The 15,067-nt window shown below is 59.6% G+C and carries 14 protein-coding genes; 5 read left to right on the top strand and 9 right to left on the bottom strand.

Annotated elements, in window-relative coordinates; genetic code table 11:
• The first annotated feature begins 69 nt into the window (after positions 1-69).
• The 3 genes from ACQY7X_RS09055 (at position 70) to ACQY7X_RS09045 (ending at position 2,942) form a co-directional block, all read left to right on the top strand.
• Positions 70-912, top strand: a complete 843-nt coding sequence (locus ACQY7X_RS09055) for an SDR family oxidoreductase (RefSeq protein WP_428249581.1) — start codon at positions 70-72, stop codon at positions 910-912.
• 115 nt (positions 913-1,027) lie between these two features.
• Positions 1,028-2,119, top strand: coding sequence for an ABC transporter substrate-binding protein (locus ACQY7X_RS09050; RefSeq protein WP_428249580.1), 1,092 nt, complete (start codon positions 1,028-1,030; stop codon positions 2,117-2,119).
• Between the two features lie 34 nt (positions 2,120-2,153).
• Positions 2,154-2,942, top strand: coding sequence for an enoyl-CoA hydratase/isomerase family protein (locus ACQY7X_RS09045; protein ID WP_428249579.1), 789 nt, complete (start codon positions 2,154-2,156; stop codon positions 2,940-2,942).
• 150 nt (positions 2,943-3,092) lie between these two features.
• Here ACQY7X_RS09045 and ACQY7X_RS09040 read toward each other — a convergent pair whose 3' ends face one another.
• The 7 genes from ACQY7X_RS09040 to ACQY7X_RS09010 form a co-directional block, all read right to left on the bottom strand.
• The gene (locus ACQY7X_RS09040) at positions 3,093-4,241 is read right to left on the bottom strand and encodes a CaiB/BaiF CoA transferase family protein (RefSeq protein ID WP_428249578.1); all 1,149 of its coding nucleotides are present in this window, start codon (positions 4,239-4,241) and stop codon (positions 3,093-3,095) included.
• Positions 4,242-4,271: 30 nt separating this feature from the next.
• Positions 4,272-5,438: an acyl-CoA dehydrogenase family protein gene (locus tag ACQY7X_RS09035; RefSeq protein WP_428249577.1), complete on the bottom strand. Its 1,167-nt coding sequence runs from the start codon at positions 5,436-5,438 to the stop codon at positions 4,272-4,274.
• A 45-nt stretch (positions 5,439-5,483) separates the two neighbouring features.
• A complete protein-coding gene (locus ACQY7X_RS09030; protein ID WP_428249576.1) occupies positions 5,484-6,269 on the bottom strand; it encodes an SDR family NAD(P)-dependent oxidoreductase in 786 nt (261 codons plus the stop codon).
• 51 nt (positions 6,270-6,320) lie between these two features.
• Positions 6,321-7,427 carry an LLM class flavin-dependent oxidoreductase gene (locus ACQY7X_RS09025; RefSeq protein ID WP_428249575.1) on the bottom strand — a complete coding sequence of 369 codons (1,107 nt, stop codon included), beginning with the start codon at positions 7,425-7,427 and terminating at the stop codon, positions 6,321-6,323.
• Positions 7,428-7,551: 124 nt separating this feature from the next.
• Positions 7,552-8,142: a nuclear transport factor 2 family protein gene (locus tag ACQY7X_RS09020; RefSeq protein WP_428249574.1), complete on the bottom strand. Its 591-nt coding sequence runs from the start codon at positions 8,140-8,142 to the stop codon at positions 7,552-7,554.
• 94 nt (positions 8,143-8,236) lie between these two features.
• Positions 8,237-9,157 carry an SDR family NAD(P)-dependent oxidoreductase gene (locus ACQY7X_RS09015; protein ID WP_428249573.1) on the bottom strand — a complete coding sequence of 307 codons (921 nt, stop codon included), beginning with the start codon at positions 9,155-9,157 and terminating at the stop codon, positions 8,237-8,239.
• Positions 9,158-9,201: 44 nt separating this feature from the next.
• Complete coding sequence (locus ACQY7X_RS09010) at positions 9,202-10,047, bottom strand: MaoC/PaaZ C-terminal domain-containing protein (protein ID WP_428249572.1); 846 nt, start codon at positions 10,045-10,047, stop codon at positions 9,202-9,204.
• A 58-nt stretch (positions 10,048-10,105) separates the two neighbouring features.
• On the opposite strand from ACQY7X_RS09010, the gene ACQY7X_RS09005 reads away from it, so the two are divergent.
• Both ACQY7X_RS09005 and ACQY7X_RS09000 read left to right on the top strand, forming a co-directional pair.
• On the top strand, positions 10,106-11,827 hold the full coding sequence (locus tag ACQY7X_RS09005) for a class I adenylate-forming enzyme family protein (protein WP_428249571.1): 1,722 nt from the start codon (positions 10,106-10,108) through the stop codon (positions 11,825-11,827).
• Between the two features lie 29 nt (positions 11,828-11,856).
• Positions 11,857-12,660, top strand: a complete 804-nt coding sequence (locus ACQY7X_RS09000; protein WP_428249570.1) for an IclR family transcriptional regulator — start codon at positions 11,857-11,859, stop codon at positions 12,658-12,660.
• Between the two features lie 4 nt (positions 12,661-12,664).
• On the opposite strand, the gene ribB is transcribed toward ACQY7X_RS09000, so the two are convergent.
• Both ribB and ACQY7X_RS08990 read right to left on the bottom strand, forming a co-directional pair.
• Complete coding sequence (ribB, locus tag ACQY7X_RS08995) at positions 12,665-13,729, bottom strand: 3,4-dihydroxy-2-butanone-4-phosphate synthase (RefSeq protein ID WP_428249569.1); 1,065 nt, start codon at positions 13,727-13,729, stop codon at positions 12,665-12,667.
• Positions 13,730-13,836: 107 nt separating this feature from the next.
• Complete coding sequence (locus ACQY7X_RS08990) at positions 13,837-15,045, bottom strand: ABC transporter substrate-binding protein (RefSeq protein WP_428249568.1); 1,209 nt, start codon at positions 15,043-15,045, stop codon at positions 13,837-13,839.
• Positions 15,046-15,067 lie beyond the last annotated feature (22 nt).

Below are 15,067 nucleotides of genomic sequence, written 5' to 3'. Positions count from 1 at the left end.
AACTTCGCGTTGACAGAAAAGGTCGGCCGACCTATAAAATAGTAAAACAAGTCAACTGACATGTTATATATGGCAAACTCCTACCTGTCCCCAGATCTGCTGCGCGGCAAGACAATCTTCGTTACCGGCGGCGGCAGCGGCATAAATCTCGGCATCGGGCATGTCTGCGCCAGCCTGGGCGCAAATATCGCCATTTGCGGCAGATCGGCGGAACGGCTAGAAGGCGCACGAACGCAACTGGCCTTGACCGGCGCCAAGGTGTTCACCGCGGTGGCCGATGTGCGGCAGCCTGCAGCTTTGGCAGAAGCTTTTGATCGGTGTGCTAACGAACTGGGGCCTATCGATGGGCTTGTTTGCGGTGCGGCCGGTAATTTCGTCTGTTCTGCCGAAACCATGAGCCCGAATGGCTTTGGCACGGTGATTGGCATCGATCTGCTCGGCAGCTTCAATGCGGCTCATGCGGCATTTGCGCAGTTGCAGCAGACACGCGGCAGCCTGCTGTTCGTCTCAGCGGCGCAATCCTTCAGCCCCATGGCCTACCAGCTTCATGCCGGGGCCGCCAAGGCCGGTATCGAGAACATGATGCGTAATCTGGCGCTGGAATGGGGACCGTACGGTATCCGCAGCAACAGCATCGTACCCGGCCCGATCGCCGATACCGAGGGCGCCAGCCGGATGACCGAGGGTTTGGGCGAGCAATTCTGGGACACCACCGTACCGCTTGGCCGCCGGGGCCGGGTCGAAGAAGTCGGTGCCATGGCGGCGATCCTGCTGTCTCCGCTGGCGGCCTATATCACTGGGGCGCAGGTAGTGGTCGATGGCGGACAATGCCTGGCCGGCTCTGCCCTCTACAACCAGCAGATCGGCGCGCAATTGGCGGCGCAGGGAGCAGCGCAAGAACCAGCCGCCTGAAATCGCATTCAACAAATAACAGAAAAACCGGGAGGAAATCATGAAATACACAATCGCCGCAGTCGCGGCCCTGCTCATTCCCATCCATGCAGCTCACGCTCAAACTGTTCGTGGCGTGAGCAAAACTGAGATCGTTGTCGGCACCCACACCGACCTCAGTGGCCCGGTTGCTTCCATCGGTGTTAGCGGCGCCAATGCCGCGCGACTCCGCTTCGACGAAGTGAACGCACAAGGCGGTATCCATGGCCGCAAGCTCCGCTTCATTGTCGAGGATCACCAATACCAGGTCCCGCGCGCTGTTCAGGGCGCCAACAAGCTGATCAACCGTGACCGCGTATTCGTCATGCTTGGCGCGCTCGGCACGCCAATGAACAACGCAGTGATGAACGACCAACTCGCTGCCGGCATCCCGAATCTGTTTCCTTTAAGCGCCGCGCGGCAGATGGCCGAACCGTTCAACCGGATGAAGTTCGCCAATCTCTCGACCTACTACGACCAGATCCGCGCCGGCATCAAGTGGATGGTGGAGAACAAGGGCAAGAAGAACCTCTGCCTGCTCTATCAGGATACCGATTTCGGCCGCGAATCCCTGCTCGGCGCGCAGGACCAGGCGAAGGCGATGAACCTGACGATCCTGGAAACCGCCACAAACCGCCCAACCGACACTGATTTCTCAGCGCAGATGGCCAAGCTGCGCGCGGCGAATTGTGACCTGATCGCGCTCGGCACCGTGGTGCGCGATACGATCTTGCCCTACGGCACCGCTCGCCGGATGGGGTGGAACGATGTGGAATTCATTGGCCAATCGGCCGGTTTTGATCAAACAGTAGCCGGCGCGCCGGCGCGCGCCACCGAAGGGCTCTATATCGCGGCCGGCACCTATATGCCATATCGCGACACCGCGTCGCCCACGGTCATTGCATGGTGGGATGCCTACAAGCAGAAGTTCGGCGCCGATCCGAATATCGGCTCGGTCTATGGCTATGTCGGCGCGGACCTGCTGATCGCGGCGCTCGACCGCGCCGGCAAGGACCTCACCACCGAGAAGTTGATCACCGCGCTTGAAGGCATTGGCGGCTACAGCGACATCTTCGGCGGACCCGTGCTTTCTTTTGGACCTGACAAGCGCCAGGGCACGCGCAATGTCCTGCTCTTCCAGGTTCAGAACGGCCGCTACAGCTTTGTTCAAGGGCCATTGCAGTATTAGCCCGCTGCTATCACGCCCGGATCAGGAGAATGCTGTGACATTCGACGCCTTGCATTTCGAGATCAAAGATGGCGTGGCGTGCATTACCTTCAATCAGCCGGATCGCGGCAATCCCTTTGACTGCAAGCTTGGAGAAGAGTTGTGCGAGCTCGCCTCCGAATGCCGGGAAGATGGCACTATTCGGGCAGTGCTGTTCAGCGCAAGGGGTAAGCATTTCTCAGTCGGTGGCGATTTAAAGGCCCTGGCGAGCAGCCGTAAGAATCTTGATCGTTTCATCAATACCGCGACGGTTACTGTCCACACCGCAATAGCGCGGTTTGCCCGCCTGGATGCACCTGTTGTTGTTGCTGTTAACGGGATGGCTTGTGGAGCGGCGGTCGCATTTTCCGCCGCCGCAGACTTTGTCCTCGCCAGTTCGGAGGCAAAATTCTACGCGGCTTTCACCGGCCTTGGGTTGGCTTGCGATTCTGGTTCCTCCTACTTCCTGCCACGGCGCGTCGGAACCAGACGGGCGGCCGAATTCTTACTGCTGAACCAGAGTTGGAGCGCGGACGAAGCCGCCCAGTATGGCCTCATCAATCGTGTTGTGGCGCCTGATACGTTGGGGGAGACCGCCTGGCAACTGGCTCAACGGCTTGCTGCAGGACCCACGCGCAGCTTTGGCGAGATCAAGAATCTTCTGCTTTCGTCATGGGAACAGCCACTTGAGGCACAACTTGAACTTGAAGCGCGCGCGATTAGCCGTTCTGCACGCACCAATGATGCGTGGGCCGGCATACAGGCTGTAACGGCCAAGCAGAAGCCCGTATTTAGTGGCACCTAGCCACCTATAGCCCAAAAGAAGCCCGGCCACACCAATGCGTGACCGGGCCAGTTGATCGCGGTTCAATCGGGAGGAAGAGCCGCGCTATCCGTGTTGAGGGTGTTGGTCGCAGTCGATCCAGAGCAACCGGCCCGCTTGATCGATCGTGGTTTAAGGAGCCTTCTTGCTGGCACCGAGCGCGTCGAGGATTATCCCCGTATGCTCTCCAAACCTGGGCGGTGCCAGGCGATACTGCGCCGGGGTACGGCTCAATTTCAAAGGACTCGCTGTACCGCGATACTCGCCAATGGCAATCAACATTTCGCGATGCTTGGTGTGAGGATGCTCCACCACGTCCGGCACCGCGAGTACCGGAGCACAGGGAACGCCAATCGCCATCAGCGCCCGGCAGAGGCCGGCGCCATCCTGTACGGCCAGCAGGGCTTCCAGTTCGGCGCAGAGACGATCACGATTGCTGCTGCGCTGCTGGTTGGTTGCATAATCGGGATTGACAGCGAGATCCGGCCGTCCGAGATAGTCGCAGAGCTTGCGGAACTGGCCATCATTTCCGACCGCCAGAAAAATAGGCCCTGACGCACTGGGGAACACATCATAGGGCGTGATATTGGGATGCGCATTTCCGCTGCGAACCGGCGCTTTGCCGGAAGCCAGGAAGTTCGCCATATGCGGATGCAGCAGCGATACCGCGCAATCAAACAATGCAATATCGACATACTGCCCAAGGCCACTGCGCTCACGTTCCTGCAGTGCCAGCAGAATACCGATAGTGGCATTCAGGCCAGTCACCATGTCGACGATAGGCACGCCAACCCGCAAAGGCGGCGCGTCCTTCTCGCCATTCACGCTCATCAGGCCGGAGAGCGCCTGCACCGCGGCATCATAGCCTGCCTGCCCACCCATCGGCCCGCTATGGCCGAAACCGGAAACCGAGCAATGCACCAGGCGCGGAAAGCGCTGCGCCAGGCTATCGTGATAGCCGATGCCCCATTTCTCCAGTGTGCCGGATTTGAAATTCTCCACCAGAACATCGGCATCCTCCAGCAGATCGAGCAGTACGCCACGCTGCACCGGCTCAGCCAGATCCAGCACGATGCCGGTCTTGTTGCGGTTGATCGCCTGAAAATAGGCCGAGGTACCCTGGCTGAAGGGGGGCCCCCAGGCCCGGGTCTCGTCGCCCTGCGGTGGCTCCACCTTGATCACCCTGGCGCCATGATCGGCCAGAATCTGCGTGCAATACGGACCGCCCAGCACACGGGTGAGATCAATGACCTTGAGGCCGTCGAGGGCAGAAGCTTGCACCGCAGGACCTGGAGTTGGCTGCGTCGGCATTCAGTAGGATTTCTGCAGGCCGAGAACCTTCTCGGCGATGAAATTCATGATCATCTGCGGGCTGACCGGCGCAATGCGGGGGATCAGCGATTCGCGCAGATAGCGCTCGACATGATACTCGGCGGAATAGCCCATGCCGCCATGGGTCTGGATCGCCGTTTCGCAGGCGCCGAAGGCAGCCTCTGCCGCCAGATATTTCGCCGTGTTCGCCTCGGCGCCGCATTCGGCACCGGAATCGTAGAGCCATGCCGCCTTCTTCACCATGAGATCGGCCGCCTCCAGATTCATCCAGCAGCGCGCCAGCGGATGCTGGATACCTTGGTTCATGCCGATGGTGCGACCGAACACCACGCGCTGATTGGCATAGTCGCAGGCCCGCTTGAGGGCTGCATGGCCAATGCCAACTGCTTCCGATGCAATCAGGATTCGCTCTGGATTAAGCCCATGCAGGATCAGCTTGAAGCCGTCATTCTCGGCCCCGATGCGATCTTCAACCGGCACTTCCAGATCATCGAAGAACAGCATGTTTGAATCGACCGCGTGGCGCCCCATCTTGTGGATGAGGCGCACCTCGATCTTCGACCGGTCGAGCTTGGTATAGAACAGGCTCAGACCATCGGTTTTCTTCTTGATCTTGTCGAGTGGCGTGGTGCGGGCAAGGATCAGCGCCCTATCGGCTACCTGGGCGGTGGAAATCCAGATCTTCTGGCCGGAGATGACGTATCTGTCTCCCTTGCGCTCGGCCTTCACCTTTAACTCGGTGGTGTTCAGCCCGGCATCCGGCTCCGTGACGGCGAAGCAGGCTTTTTCCTCGCCGCGAATCAAGGGCGGCAGCATGCGCTGCTTCTGCTCAGGCGTGCCGAAAGCCACCACCGGCTGCAAGCCGAAGATATTCATATGGATCGATGAAGCCCCGGCCATGCCGGCGCCGGATTGCGCCACCGCACGCATCATCGTGGCTGCGGCCGCTATGCCCAGTCCAGCACCGCCATATTCCTCGGGCATGGCAACGCCAAGCAGGCCTGCTTTGGCGATGGCATCGTAGAAATCGTGGGGGAATACCGCCGAACGATCCTGCTCCAGCCAATAATCATCGCCAAAGCCGGCACAGACCTTTTCCGTCAGATTCCGAATCTCGGCCTGGTCCTGAGTCGGGTGAAAATCCATCTGCTACTCCGAGAATACTCATCCGCCCAGGACCGGATCAGGCCCTTACGCTGCCAGGCCGCCATCCACCATCAGAATTTGTCCGGTGACGAAACTCGCCCGCTCGGAAGCCAGGAAAGCTGTCGCTTCAGCGATTTCCTCGGCCCGACCAAGGCGCCCGAGCGGCACCTGCTCATACGTTGTCTGCAGGAAGCGGTCGTCCACATCGCCATTGGCGCGCAGAGCGTCAATCAGGCCGAAATCGCCTACCAGGCCAATGCCCACGGAATTCGCACGCACGCCATAGCGGCCTTCCTCACAGGCGATGCCACGCACCAAAGCATGGATGGCGGCTTTCGGCGCGATGGAGAGAATATCTTTCTTCACATAGTGATCCAGTGCCGGCGTAGCCATCGCCACCAGCGCGCCGCGTGTCTTGCGCAAGGCCGGGATCGAGGCATGCATCAAGTTGTAGCAGCCGATCACGTCATGCTCCATCACATCGCGGAACGTAGCACTGGGAATCTTGGCGATGTAATGGAAGCGCAGCAACGGACCTGCGGCATAGACCACGGTGCTCGGATCGCCCCAGGTGGCCGTTACCTTGGCCACCAGCGCCGCCACGGCTTCCGCATCGCGCAAATCAACCTGCGCCGCCATGCTGCGCCGGCCATGCTGCTCGATACGCTTGGCCGTCTGATCAGCCTTATCCTTGCTCTTATGGTAGGTGAAGGCCACATCCACGCCGCGCGAAGCCAGCTTCTCGCAGATTGCCGCACCGATGCCACCGCTGCCGCCCGCCACGATGGCGATTGCGTTGCGGAATTCATTGACCTGATCCGACTTTTCCATCCCGAAATCCTTTTTCTGTGGTTCTTATTTATCTGCTGTTGTTTTTTTGTATCAGGCAGCCGAGGCCGACAGCGGCGCCTTGCGGCGTTCGAAACGCGGGATCACCTGCTTGGCGAAGCGCTCCAGCATCTCATGGCGCAATTCGCGGCGCACGCCCGCAATGGCATTGGTAACGATGACATCGTTGAACCCAAACGAGGCCAACTGCCGGATGCGGCGCTCGACCGTCTCCGCCGTGCCGATCAGATTCATATCCAGATAACCATCCAGATTATCGGGATTGCACAGCCGCTTGAGATTGGCGAACATCTTGCTCCACTGCTCATAGCCGGAGATCCAGCGATATGGATCCTCGTCACTCTGGTAGTGCTTGACCTGAATCTGGAAGAAATTGGGCAGATATTCCTTGGCTAGCGCACGCGCCTCGGCGTCGGTATCGGCGATCCAGCATTGCGCGAAGATCGGACGGCGGCGGTCGGTGGGCAGGCCGCAGGCATTGCTCTTGGCGGTCCATTTCTCCACGATCCCCTGCAGCATCGGATCGGGGAACTGAGCAATCGCCATGGGCGGCAGGCCAAGCTCCGCCATCACCTCGGCACTATCCACACTGCCGATGGCGCCGTAGAAATTCGGCTTCTTGCGCGCCAGGACCGGGCGCAGCTTGATCGGATCGACCACCTTGACGATCTTACCGTCATACGTGAACGAGCCGCCTTCCAGCGCGGTCTGCACCAGCTTGTAGTATTCGGCAAAACGATCGCGGGCCGTCTCCATTTCAATCTGGAAGGCGGTGTATTCCGCCTTGGCGGTGCCTCGGCCGATGCCGATATGTAATTCCGAATTGCCGGCCAGCGTCTGCAGCATCGCCAGATCCTCGGCGAAACGGATCGGATTGTACCAAGGCAGTACCATCACCGAGGTGCCAAGCCCGAGACCCGGGCAGATAGCGGCAACATGCGACAGGAAAAGCAGCGGGTTGGGCGTTGGGTAATAGTCGGAAAAATGATGCTCAATCATCCAGCCGGTGGAGTATCCGAGCGAATGGCCCAGCTTGGCGTCGGCGATTGCTTCGCCGTAAAGTTCATGGTCCGGCATACCGGTGGGGCCGACCGGGCCGAATTGAAACGAGAAATCTATTGCTGGGGTAACACCGCTCATCATCGACTCCCTAAGGAATTTATTACTCTATTTCTTTATAATATACTGATCAGTATATTTACGCAACAGCCTATTCAGTTTGCTGATCGAATTTTGTGATGGCCCCTATACGGCAGAGGATGTCCTAGCCGGCCCGCAATCCCGGCAAGCCAGCCGACTGGCGTTCCAGCCAGAGGGCGTCCTTCGCATCGCGCCGCGCCAGCGCCCAGGTCGGCTTCAGCAGCGCCACCTGCACCGGGCAGGCCCGCACCTCTTCCATCACCAGCACGCGCCGGGCAATGCGCCAGGCGCCATCGCGTTGCTCGAAATGGTCGATATAACGGCAGTAGAGATCGGCACTGATACGGTCGCCCGGCCCCAGCTCATGGCCATCGCCCAGCCATAACCGCACTGTTTCTATGGCTTCCGGGCCGTAGCGCTGATTCACGACGCAATAGGTTTCGACCAGCGCACGATCCGCGGACAGCATCTGGATATGCTGGTTGCCAAGGAAGTGCATCGACTGCTCCACCGTGGCATGCCGGTGTTTGACCCAGTCGATCAGCCCATCCACACCCCCTTTGTAATCGCCGTGATCATCATAGGCATCCGTGTGATAGGCATTGCGCATGCCTTCCCAGTCGCGCCGGTCCACCGCCTGGGCGTAAAGCACCACCGCGGTACGAATCGCTTCCCTGGCAACCAGTTCGGCCACCTGCTTCGCCAAATCCGACATTCCCGCCTCCAGCACCGCCACCGGAACCATGGCTTATAAATATATACTATATGGTACCGCCAAGATTCACCGAGTCAACATAGATCGGGCGGGGTCAGACCGGATCCCAGGTGAAGATGTCGGAGGATTTTTCCAGCGGATAGAACGATCCCCGCAACGCCGGGATCGCGCGCTCAAGGCAGGTTTCCGGCGTCCAGCCCTCGGAGGCATGCACTGAGCGGATCGGGCGCGGCTGGCTCATCAGAAAAATCTCATTACGGCGCACCGCAAAAAGCTGGCCGGTCACGTCCGCGGCCTGATCGGTGAGCAGGCTGACCGTGAACGGCGCGATCTTGTCTGCGGTCATCGTCTTCAGCACTTCGACGCGCTTGCGGTTGGCTTCCGTGTTGGTCGGAATCTGCCCGATCAGTCGGCTATAGGCAAAGGGGGCGATAGCGTTCGATGTCACCCCGAAACGCTGCATATCCATCGCGATCATCTTGGACATGGCGGCCACGCCCATTTTCGACGCGCCGTAATTCACCTGGCCAAGATTGCCGATCAGCCCGCTGGTGGATGTCATATGCACGAAACGACCGGAATGCTGCAGCTTGAAATGATTTGCAGCGGCGCGCGCCACATAGAAGCTGCCCGCCAGGTTGACGGACTCGACCGCCTGCCAGTCTTCCTGGCTCATCTTGTGAAAGATCACGTCGCGCAGAATGCCGGCATTGTTCACCACGGCATCGATTCTGCCGAACGCGTCTATTGCATCGGCGATAATGGCCTGGCCGCCTTCCCAACTGGTGATGCTGTGATAGCTCGGCACCGCTGCGCCGCCCGCAGCGGCAATCTCGGCCACCACCCGGTCGGCCGGGCCGGTATCGCGGCCGCCACCGTCGGCATTGCCGCCAAGATCGTTGACGACAACCTTGGCACCATGGGCGGCAGCCAGCTTGGCGATCTCCGAACCGATAGCACCGGCCCCGCCGGTTACCACAACTACTTTTCCTTCAAGCAGGTTACGCTCAGTCATGCCCTATCCCTTGTTCATATGGTGTTGATTGATGATGTGCCGGCCTAGGCGATTTCGGCGCTGCCGCGATCGAGCACGATGGCCTGGCGCGCCTGCACCAGAACACGGAAACGCAGCACAGTATCCTCGCGGAAGAATTCCACCCGCACAGTCTCGCCGGGGAATACCGGCTGGCTGAAACGCACGAACATCGATTTGAGACGGGAAGGATCGCTACCGCAGTAAGCCTGCAGAATCGCACGGCAGGCTATTCCCATGGTGCAGAGACCATGCAGGATGGGGCGGTCGAACCCGGCCTGGCGCGCAGCTTCAGGGTCGGCGTGAATCGGGTTCATATCGCCGCTCAGGCGATAGAGCAGCGCAGCACGCGGCGAGATGGCGATCTCCACTGCCTGTTCCGGTTCGCCGGCAATCAAGGGGGCGGGTGAAACCGGAAGGGCGCCGAAACCACCCGCCCCGCCATCGCCACGCGCAAAGATCGTCCAGCGAGCCGTCGCCAATGGCTCACCGCTCGCTGCCAGTTCAATGGTTTTCTCCAAGTAAACGACGGCACCTTTTTCCTTCCGGTCCTCCACCGCGATAATGCGATGCTGGGCCCTTATAGCTGCGGCAACCGGCAGCGGCCGCAAAATGCGCAACATCTGCTCGCCATGCAGTACCCTGCGCCAATCGAAACCGAGCTGCGGCACATCGCGCAGCCAGAACCCCGGATGACACAGTACATTGCAGAATGTCGGGACGACGCATTGGTCGTTCTCGGTTACAAACCGGCGCTCCTCGTCGCAGGCGCCGTCGTAGCCCAGGCTCAGGGCGTAAAGGATCGCATCCTTGAACGAATAGCTCTGTTCGATCGGGGAAAATTCGTAGCGCCGCAATTCGCCCAGATTCATTTCCCCTCCTGTAGCCGCCGTGTGATGCCGCTGCTTTTGCGGGGAGCACACTTAATTCATGCTTTCGGGGCTTGCAAACAAATTTTCCTTAAAACAATATTATTTTAATAGTACAATTTTGATGATCGACATAAGCCGTCCGTCAGAACGGCAAAAAAACAGAGGAATACCGGGAATGCCGATGGAATTAACCGCCAAGACCACGCTCGCCGACATCCTGCTGCGCAGCTATGACGACTACGCCGAGCGGCCGGCACTGCGTGACCACAAAGAAGCGTTTACCTATCGCGAATTGAAGCAGCGTGCCCTGCGCATCGGGGCACATCTGCGGCAGCGCGGAGTGAAGCGCGGCGACCGCGTGCTGCTGATCATGAATAATTGCAGCGAATATGTTCAGCTTGAACACGCACTGATTCTCGCCGGCTTCGTGCGCATCTGCGCCATCACCCGCCTGCATGCCAGCGAAGTGGTGCAGCTGGTTGCCGACGCCGGCCCCACCCATGCCTTCATTGAAGCCGCCTGGCTGCAAGATGCCGGTGCGGATTTTCTGCAGCGTATGCCCTGTCCGGTGGTCACCGTCGGCAACCGCACCATGCTCGATTCCAGCATGTCGACCGGCCTTGAGGATTTCGCCGCCTTCACCACGCCTGCCGAAGGTGAGCAGGTTTATGAGCCGCCCCAGCCAGACGAACTCATGTGGTTCATGTATACTTCCGGCTCTACCGGCGCGCCCAAGGGCGTGATGCATACGCAGTATTCAATCTCGGCAATGATCCTGAATGCTCTGCGCGCCATGCCGCTTGCCCGGCCGGAAGACGTAGCACTGCATACGGCACCGCTGTCACATTTCAGCGGCGTGATCGCCCATGTGGTAAGCGCTGCGGGCGGCGAGAATGTCGCACTCGACCGGTTCGATCCGGCCATGCTTTTCGATGCCGTGGCCGAACATCGCGCCACGGTGCTGCCGGTGGTGCCCACACAGTTGAACATGCTGACCGACTACCTGAATGCCAACCCGCGCGATACATCGGGCATCCGTATCGTTCCCTATGCCGGATCAGCCATAGCGCCCGAGCGCTTGGCAGCAGCCAAACGCTTTTTCGATGGCGCTTTGCTGCAATATTATGGTTCAAGCGAGATTCCGCTGCCGCTCACAGTGTTGGCGGCTGAGGATCATATCGATACGCGCAACGAGCAAGGCATGCCGCGCTTTGCTTCCGCCGGCCGGGCATTCCCGGGTGTCGACATCAAGATCCTCGATCTCGACAACACTCCCTTGCCTCCCGGCAGCACGGGGGAAATCCTGGCGCGGGGCCCCACCGTATCAAAGGGCTATTGGGGCAACCCGGCCGCGAGCCAGGAAATCCAGGAGAATGACGGCTTCATCCGCACCGGCGACGTCGGCATGTTCGACAATGACGGGTTTCTCTTCATAGTCGATCGCCGCAAGGATATGATCGTGACCGGCGGTTTCAACGTGTATCCGCGCGAAGTGGAGAATGCCATTTCGGCGATGCCGGGAGTCACTGAAGTGGCGGTGGTCAGCGCGCCTGACGAAAAATGGGGTGAGGCGATTGTCGCCGTGATAACCCCTGCGCCTGGCGTGGCAATCACACTGGAGCAGGTGCAGGCGCATTGCCGGCAATGCCTGGCGGGCTATAAGCAGCCGCGCCGCCTGCTGCTGGTGGATGCACTGCCTAAGGGCAGCACCGGCAAGGTGCAGAAGCGACTGCTGTCCCAGCAATTCTGGGGTGACCGGCAGCGCAAGGTCGGTGGCTGAGACGGCAGATAGCAAGGGATTGGGAAGCCATGAAGGCAGCCTCGACAAAATCCGGTGCCGCCGATCACGCACCGACGACCAAGGCGGCGGCGATGCGGCTGGTACCCGCAGCCAGCCGGACAATTGCCATTCTGCGCCTGCTGGCGATGAGTGATGAGCCGCTGACGCTGAAGCAGATTTCCTCCGAATTAAAGATCGTGCCGAGTTCCTGCCTGCATATCCTGCGCGTGCTGGTGGCCGAATCGCTGCTGGTGCTCGAACCCGGCACCAAGCGGTACCAAATCGGTATCGGCGTGCTGACTTTTGCCAGCAAAGCCATGGGCCAGGATAGACTGCTTGGCTTCCTGCAACAGGAAACGGACGGCATAGCACGAAAGTATGATATATGTGCCTTCGCCACCAAGCTGGATGGCGACCGCTGCTTCGTGGTGGCGGTGTCGTTGCCACGCAACACCATCAGCATTCACGCCCAGCTTGGCAGCCGGTATCCGGTATATATGGGCGCCACCGGCATATGCTATGCCGCGCTCAGCGAAGCCGATCCGAAGGCGGTGTACCAGAAAGTGAAAAGCGGCAAATGGGCCAGCCTACCGAAGCAGGCTGACTGGCTGGCTAATGTGCAGCGCTGCAGGAAACTGGGCTATGCCATTGATCGGGAGAACTATGCCGCCGGCATGACCTTGATCACCGCACCGGTATTATCGCGCGATGGCAGGATCACACATACGCTTACCGCCGCCATTATCGGCCGGGTGACCGGAAAATCGGACCTCGATGATATCGGCCGCACATTGCTGGCCAGCACGAACAAGCTGCTGGATTTCGTGCAATAGGCGTCTAATCCAGCGTTTCATTGTCGGCGATTTCCAGGCCAAATCCCGCCATCCCGACATAGGTGCGGCGCGTGCTGCTGAGATTGCGGATCGAATGGATGCCCAGGTCACGCAGAATCTGGGCGCCGATTCCGATGCGGCGCCAAGTCATATGGCGTCTCTCATCATTCGAGAGGCTTTGTGTGGCCGGGCTGCCCTGCCCCCCTTCGCCCAGGCATATCAACACGCCCGCACCACCGGCTTTAAACTTGACCAGGGCCTTTTCCAGCAGGGCCATGCCTGGAAGTACCTTAAGCGGAGAAAGATGGTGGAAGCGAGTGAGCACCTTATGGCCATCGCCGATATCACCGTACACATAGGCAGCATGGCAGATCGGATCGAATGAAGTGGAATAGACATAACCACGTAATTCGCCGATTGAACTGCTGCTGCTGAACTCGGATATGCGCTGCACCAGTTTTTCGCGATCCTGACGCCAGGCGATCAGGCTGGCGATGCTTACCTGCTGCAAGCCATGAGTTGCGGCGAAGTGGACAACCTGATTGCCTTTCATCACCGTGCCGTCATCGTTCACCAACTCGCAGATCACACCGACCGGCGGCAATCCCGCCAGCGTGCAGAGATCAACCGCCGCTTCGGTATGGCCGGATCGCACCAGCAATCCACCCTCGCGTGCCACCAGCGGAAAGACATGACCGGGCCGGACGAAATCCGCCGCCTGTGATGCCGGGTCGGCCAGGGCGCGGCATGTAGCATTGCGCTCGCTGGCGGAAATGCCTGTGGTGACGCCTTTGCGCCAGTCCACCGACACGGTGAAAGCCGTGGTATGTGGCGAATCATTCACCGCCACCATCGGCTCCAGATTCAGTTCCCGTGCCTGGGCTTGTGTGATCGGCGCACAAACGATGCCTGAAGTGTGGCGGACAATGAACGCCATCTGCTCCGCAGTGCAGAGCGAGGCAGCGACAACCAGATCCGCTTCACCTTCGCGGTCGTCATCGTCGGTTACCACCAGGATCTCACCACGGGCAAAAGCGGCGATAGCTTGGGCTACTTTGTTTGCTGTCATGGGGCTGCGACTATCAGATCAGTGGAATGTGAGCTTGGAAAAATCGACCTTCTGGAAAGGTGCCGGCCAGGCATGCGTGACGGCTGCCTGCCTGACCGGCATGGTGATTAATGCTTCTTGACTAGGCTGCAGCGGGATTCGCTCAAGGGCTGCCAGGCCTGATCGGCAGGCACTTCGCGCACCATGCTCGCCACATCCCAGCCCCCCTTGGACTCGCTCGGCCCCTTGGCCTTCCAGACATAGGCGGGGAAGGATGCGCGACCATCGGCCCGCACTTCGCCTTTGCCGAACAATGCGTCATCGATGGGAATCTTCTTCATTTCATCAACAACAGCACTGCCCTTCTTGCTGTTCTTCACTGCAGCAACAGCCTTCAGGTAATGCAGGGTGGCCGCATAAGCGCCAGCCTGGCCATAGCCCGGCACACGGTCGCCCTTCACCCTATCGGCCCAATTCTTGGAGAAGGCGCGGGTGTTGTCGTTACGATCCCAGTACCAGTGATTGACATAGATAATGCCTTCGGCCGCCGCCGGGCCAATGCCCTTCAGCTCATTCTCAAAACCGATGAGAGAAGCGATCTTCTGCTTGGTGAGGCCGAACTGGTTGGCCTGCCTTACGGCAGCAATCAGATCATTGCCGGCGGTGAAGAACACCCGGCCCTCGACATTCGGCCGCTGCGACTGCAGCAGAAGGCTGGTGAAATCCTGCAGGCCGACCGGATGCGGGCTCTCACCCACCAGCCTGCCGCCTGCCGCTTCCAGGGATTTCTGAATATTGGCTTTTGCGCTGCGGCCCACCGCACCGTCAATATAGTACATGTACCAATTCTTGGCCCCGGTCGCCACCATCTCGCGGCCGATCGGTGCGGTCATCAGGTAGGTGTCGACAGCCCAGTGCACTGTGGTGGGGGCGCAAGACTCGTTCGTCAGATCAAGAACTGCCGGACCGGTGGGAATCGCCACTCGATCACGTTCCTTGGCGATCTGCGCGACCGAAAGTGCCACCGCCGAATTGGTCAGATCGATGATCATATCGACGCCCTCGGCATCGAGCCAACGGCGGGCGATGGAAGCGGCTATATCGGTTTTGTTATTATGATCGGCATAGATCACTTCGATCTTGTTGCCGTTCACGCTGCCGCCGAATTGCTCCACCGCCATCTGCGTGGCAATGACGGAGCCCATGCCATTCGTGTCCGAATAGGGACCGGACATATCGGTGAGCACACCGATTTTCAAGGCCTGTGCCATAGCCACGCTCGCCGGCAAGGCCATTACCAGGCCGTACAGAACCGCCTTCTTCAGTTTCGCAAACATCTGTTTCCTCCGGTTATGGAAT

Source organism: Ferrovibrio sp. (genome assembly GCF_965278975.1).
Taxonomy (GTDB): Bacteria; Pseudomonadota; Alphaproteobacteria; order Ferrovibrionales; family Ferrovibrionaceae; genus Ferrovibrio.
Note: the sequence above shows the minus strand (reverse complement) of the source record. Positions and strands in the feature narration are given on the sequence as shown.

What these genes read in the sequence shown, in the direction of transcription:
- ribB (WP_428249569.1), bottom strand. Translation starts at nt 13,729, where the DNA reads ATGACAGCAAACAAAGTAGCCCAAGCTATCGCCGCTTTTGCCCGTGGT.
- ACQY7X_RS09000 (WP_428249570.1), top strand. Translation starts at nt 11,857, where the DNA reads ATGAAGGCAGCCTCGACAAAATCCGGTGCCGCCGATCACGCACCGACG.
- ACQY7X_RS09015 (WP_428249573.1), bottom strand. Translation starts at nt 9,157, where the DNA reads ATGACTGAGCGTAACCTGCTTGAAGGAAAAGTAGTTGTGGTAACCGGC.
- ACQY7X_RS09020 (WP_428249574.1), bottom strand. Translation starts at nt 8,142, where the DNA reads ATGTCGGATTTGGCGAAGCAGGTGGCCGAACTGGTTGCCAGGGAAGCG.
- ACQY7X_RS09010 (WP_428249572.1), bottom strand. Translation starts at nt 10,047, where the DNA reads ATGAATCTGGGCGAATTGCGGCGCTACGAATTTTCCCCGATCGAACAG.
- ACQY7X_RS09055 (WP_428249581.1), top strand. Translation starts at nt 70, where the DNA reads ATGGCAAACTCCTACCTGTCCCCAGATCTGCTGCGCGGCAAGACAATC.
- ACQY7X_RS08990 (WP_428249568.1), bottom strand. Translation starts at nt 15,045, where the DNA reads ATGTTTGCGAAACTGAAGAAGGCGGTTCTGTACGGCCTGGTAATGGCC.
- ACQY7X_RS09035 (WP_428249577.1), bottom strand. Translation starts at nt 5,438, where the DNA reads ATGGATTTTCACCCGACTCAGGACCAGGCCGAGATTCGGAATCTGACG.
- ACQY7X_RS09030 (WP_428249576.1), bottom strand. Translation starts at nt 6,269, where the DNA reads ATGGAAAAGTCGGATCAGGTCAATGAATTCCGCAACGCAATCGCCATC.
- ACQY7X_RS09025 (WP_428249575.1), bottom strand. Translation starts at nt 7,427, where the DNA reads ATGAGCGGTGTTACCCCAGCAATAGATTTCTCGTTTCAATTCGGCCCG.
- ACQY7X_RS09005 (WP_428249571.1), top strand. Translation starts at nt 10,106, where the DNA reads ATGCTTTCGGGGCTTGCAAACAAATTTTCCTTAAAACAATATTATTTT.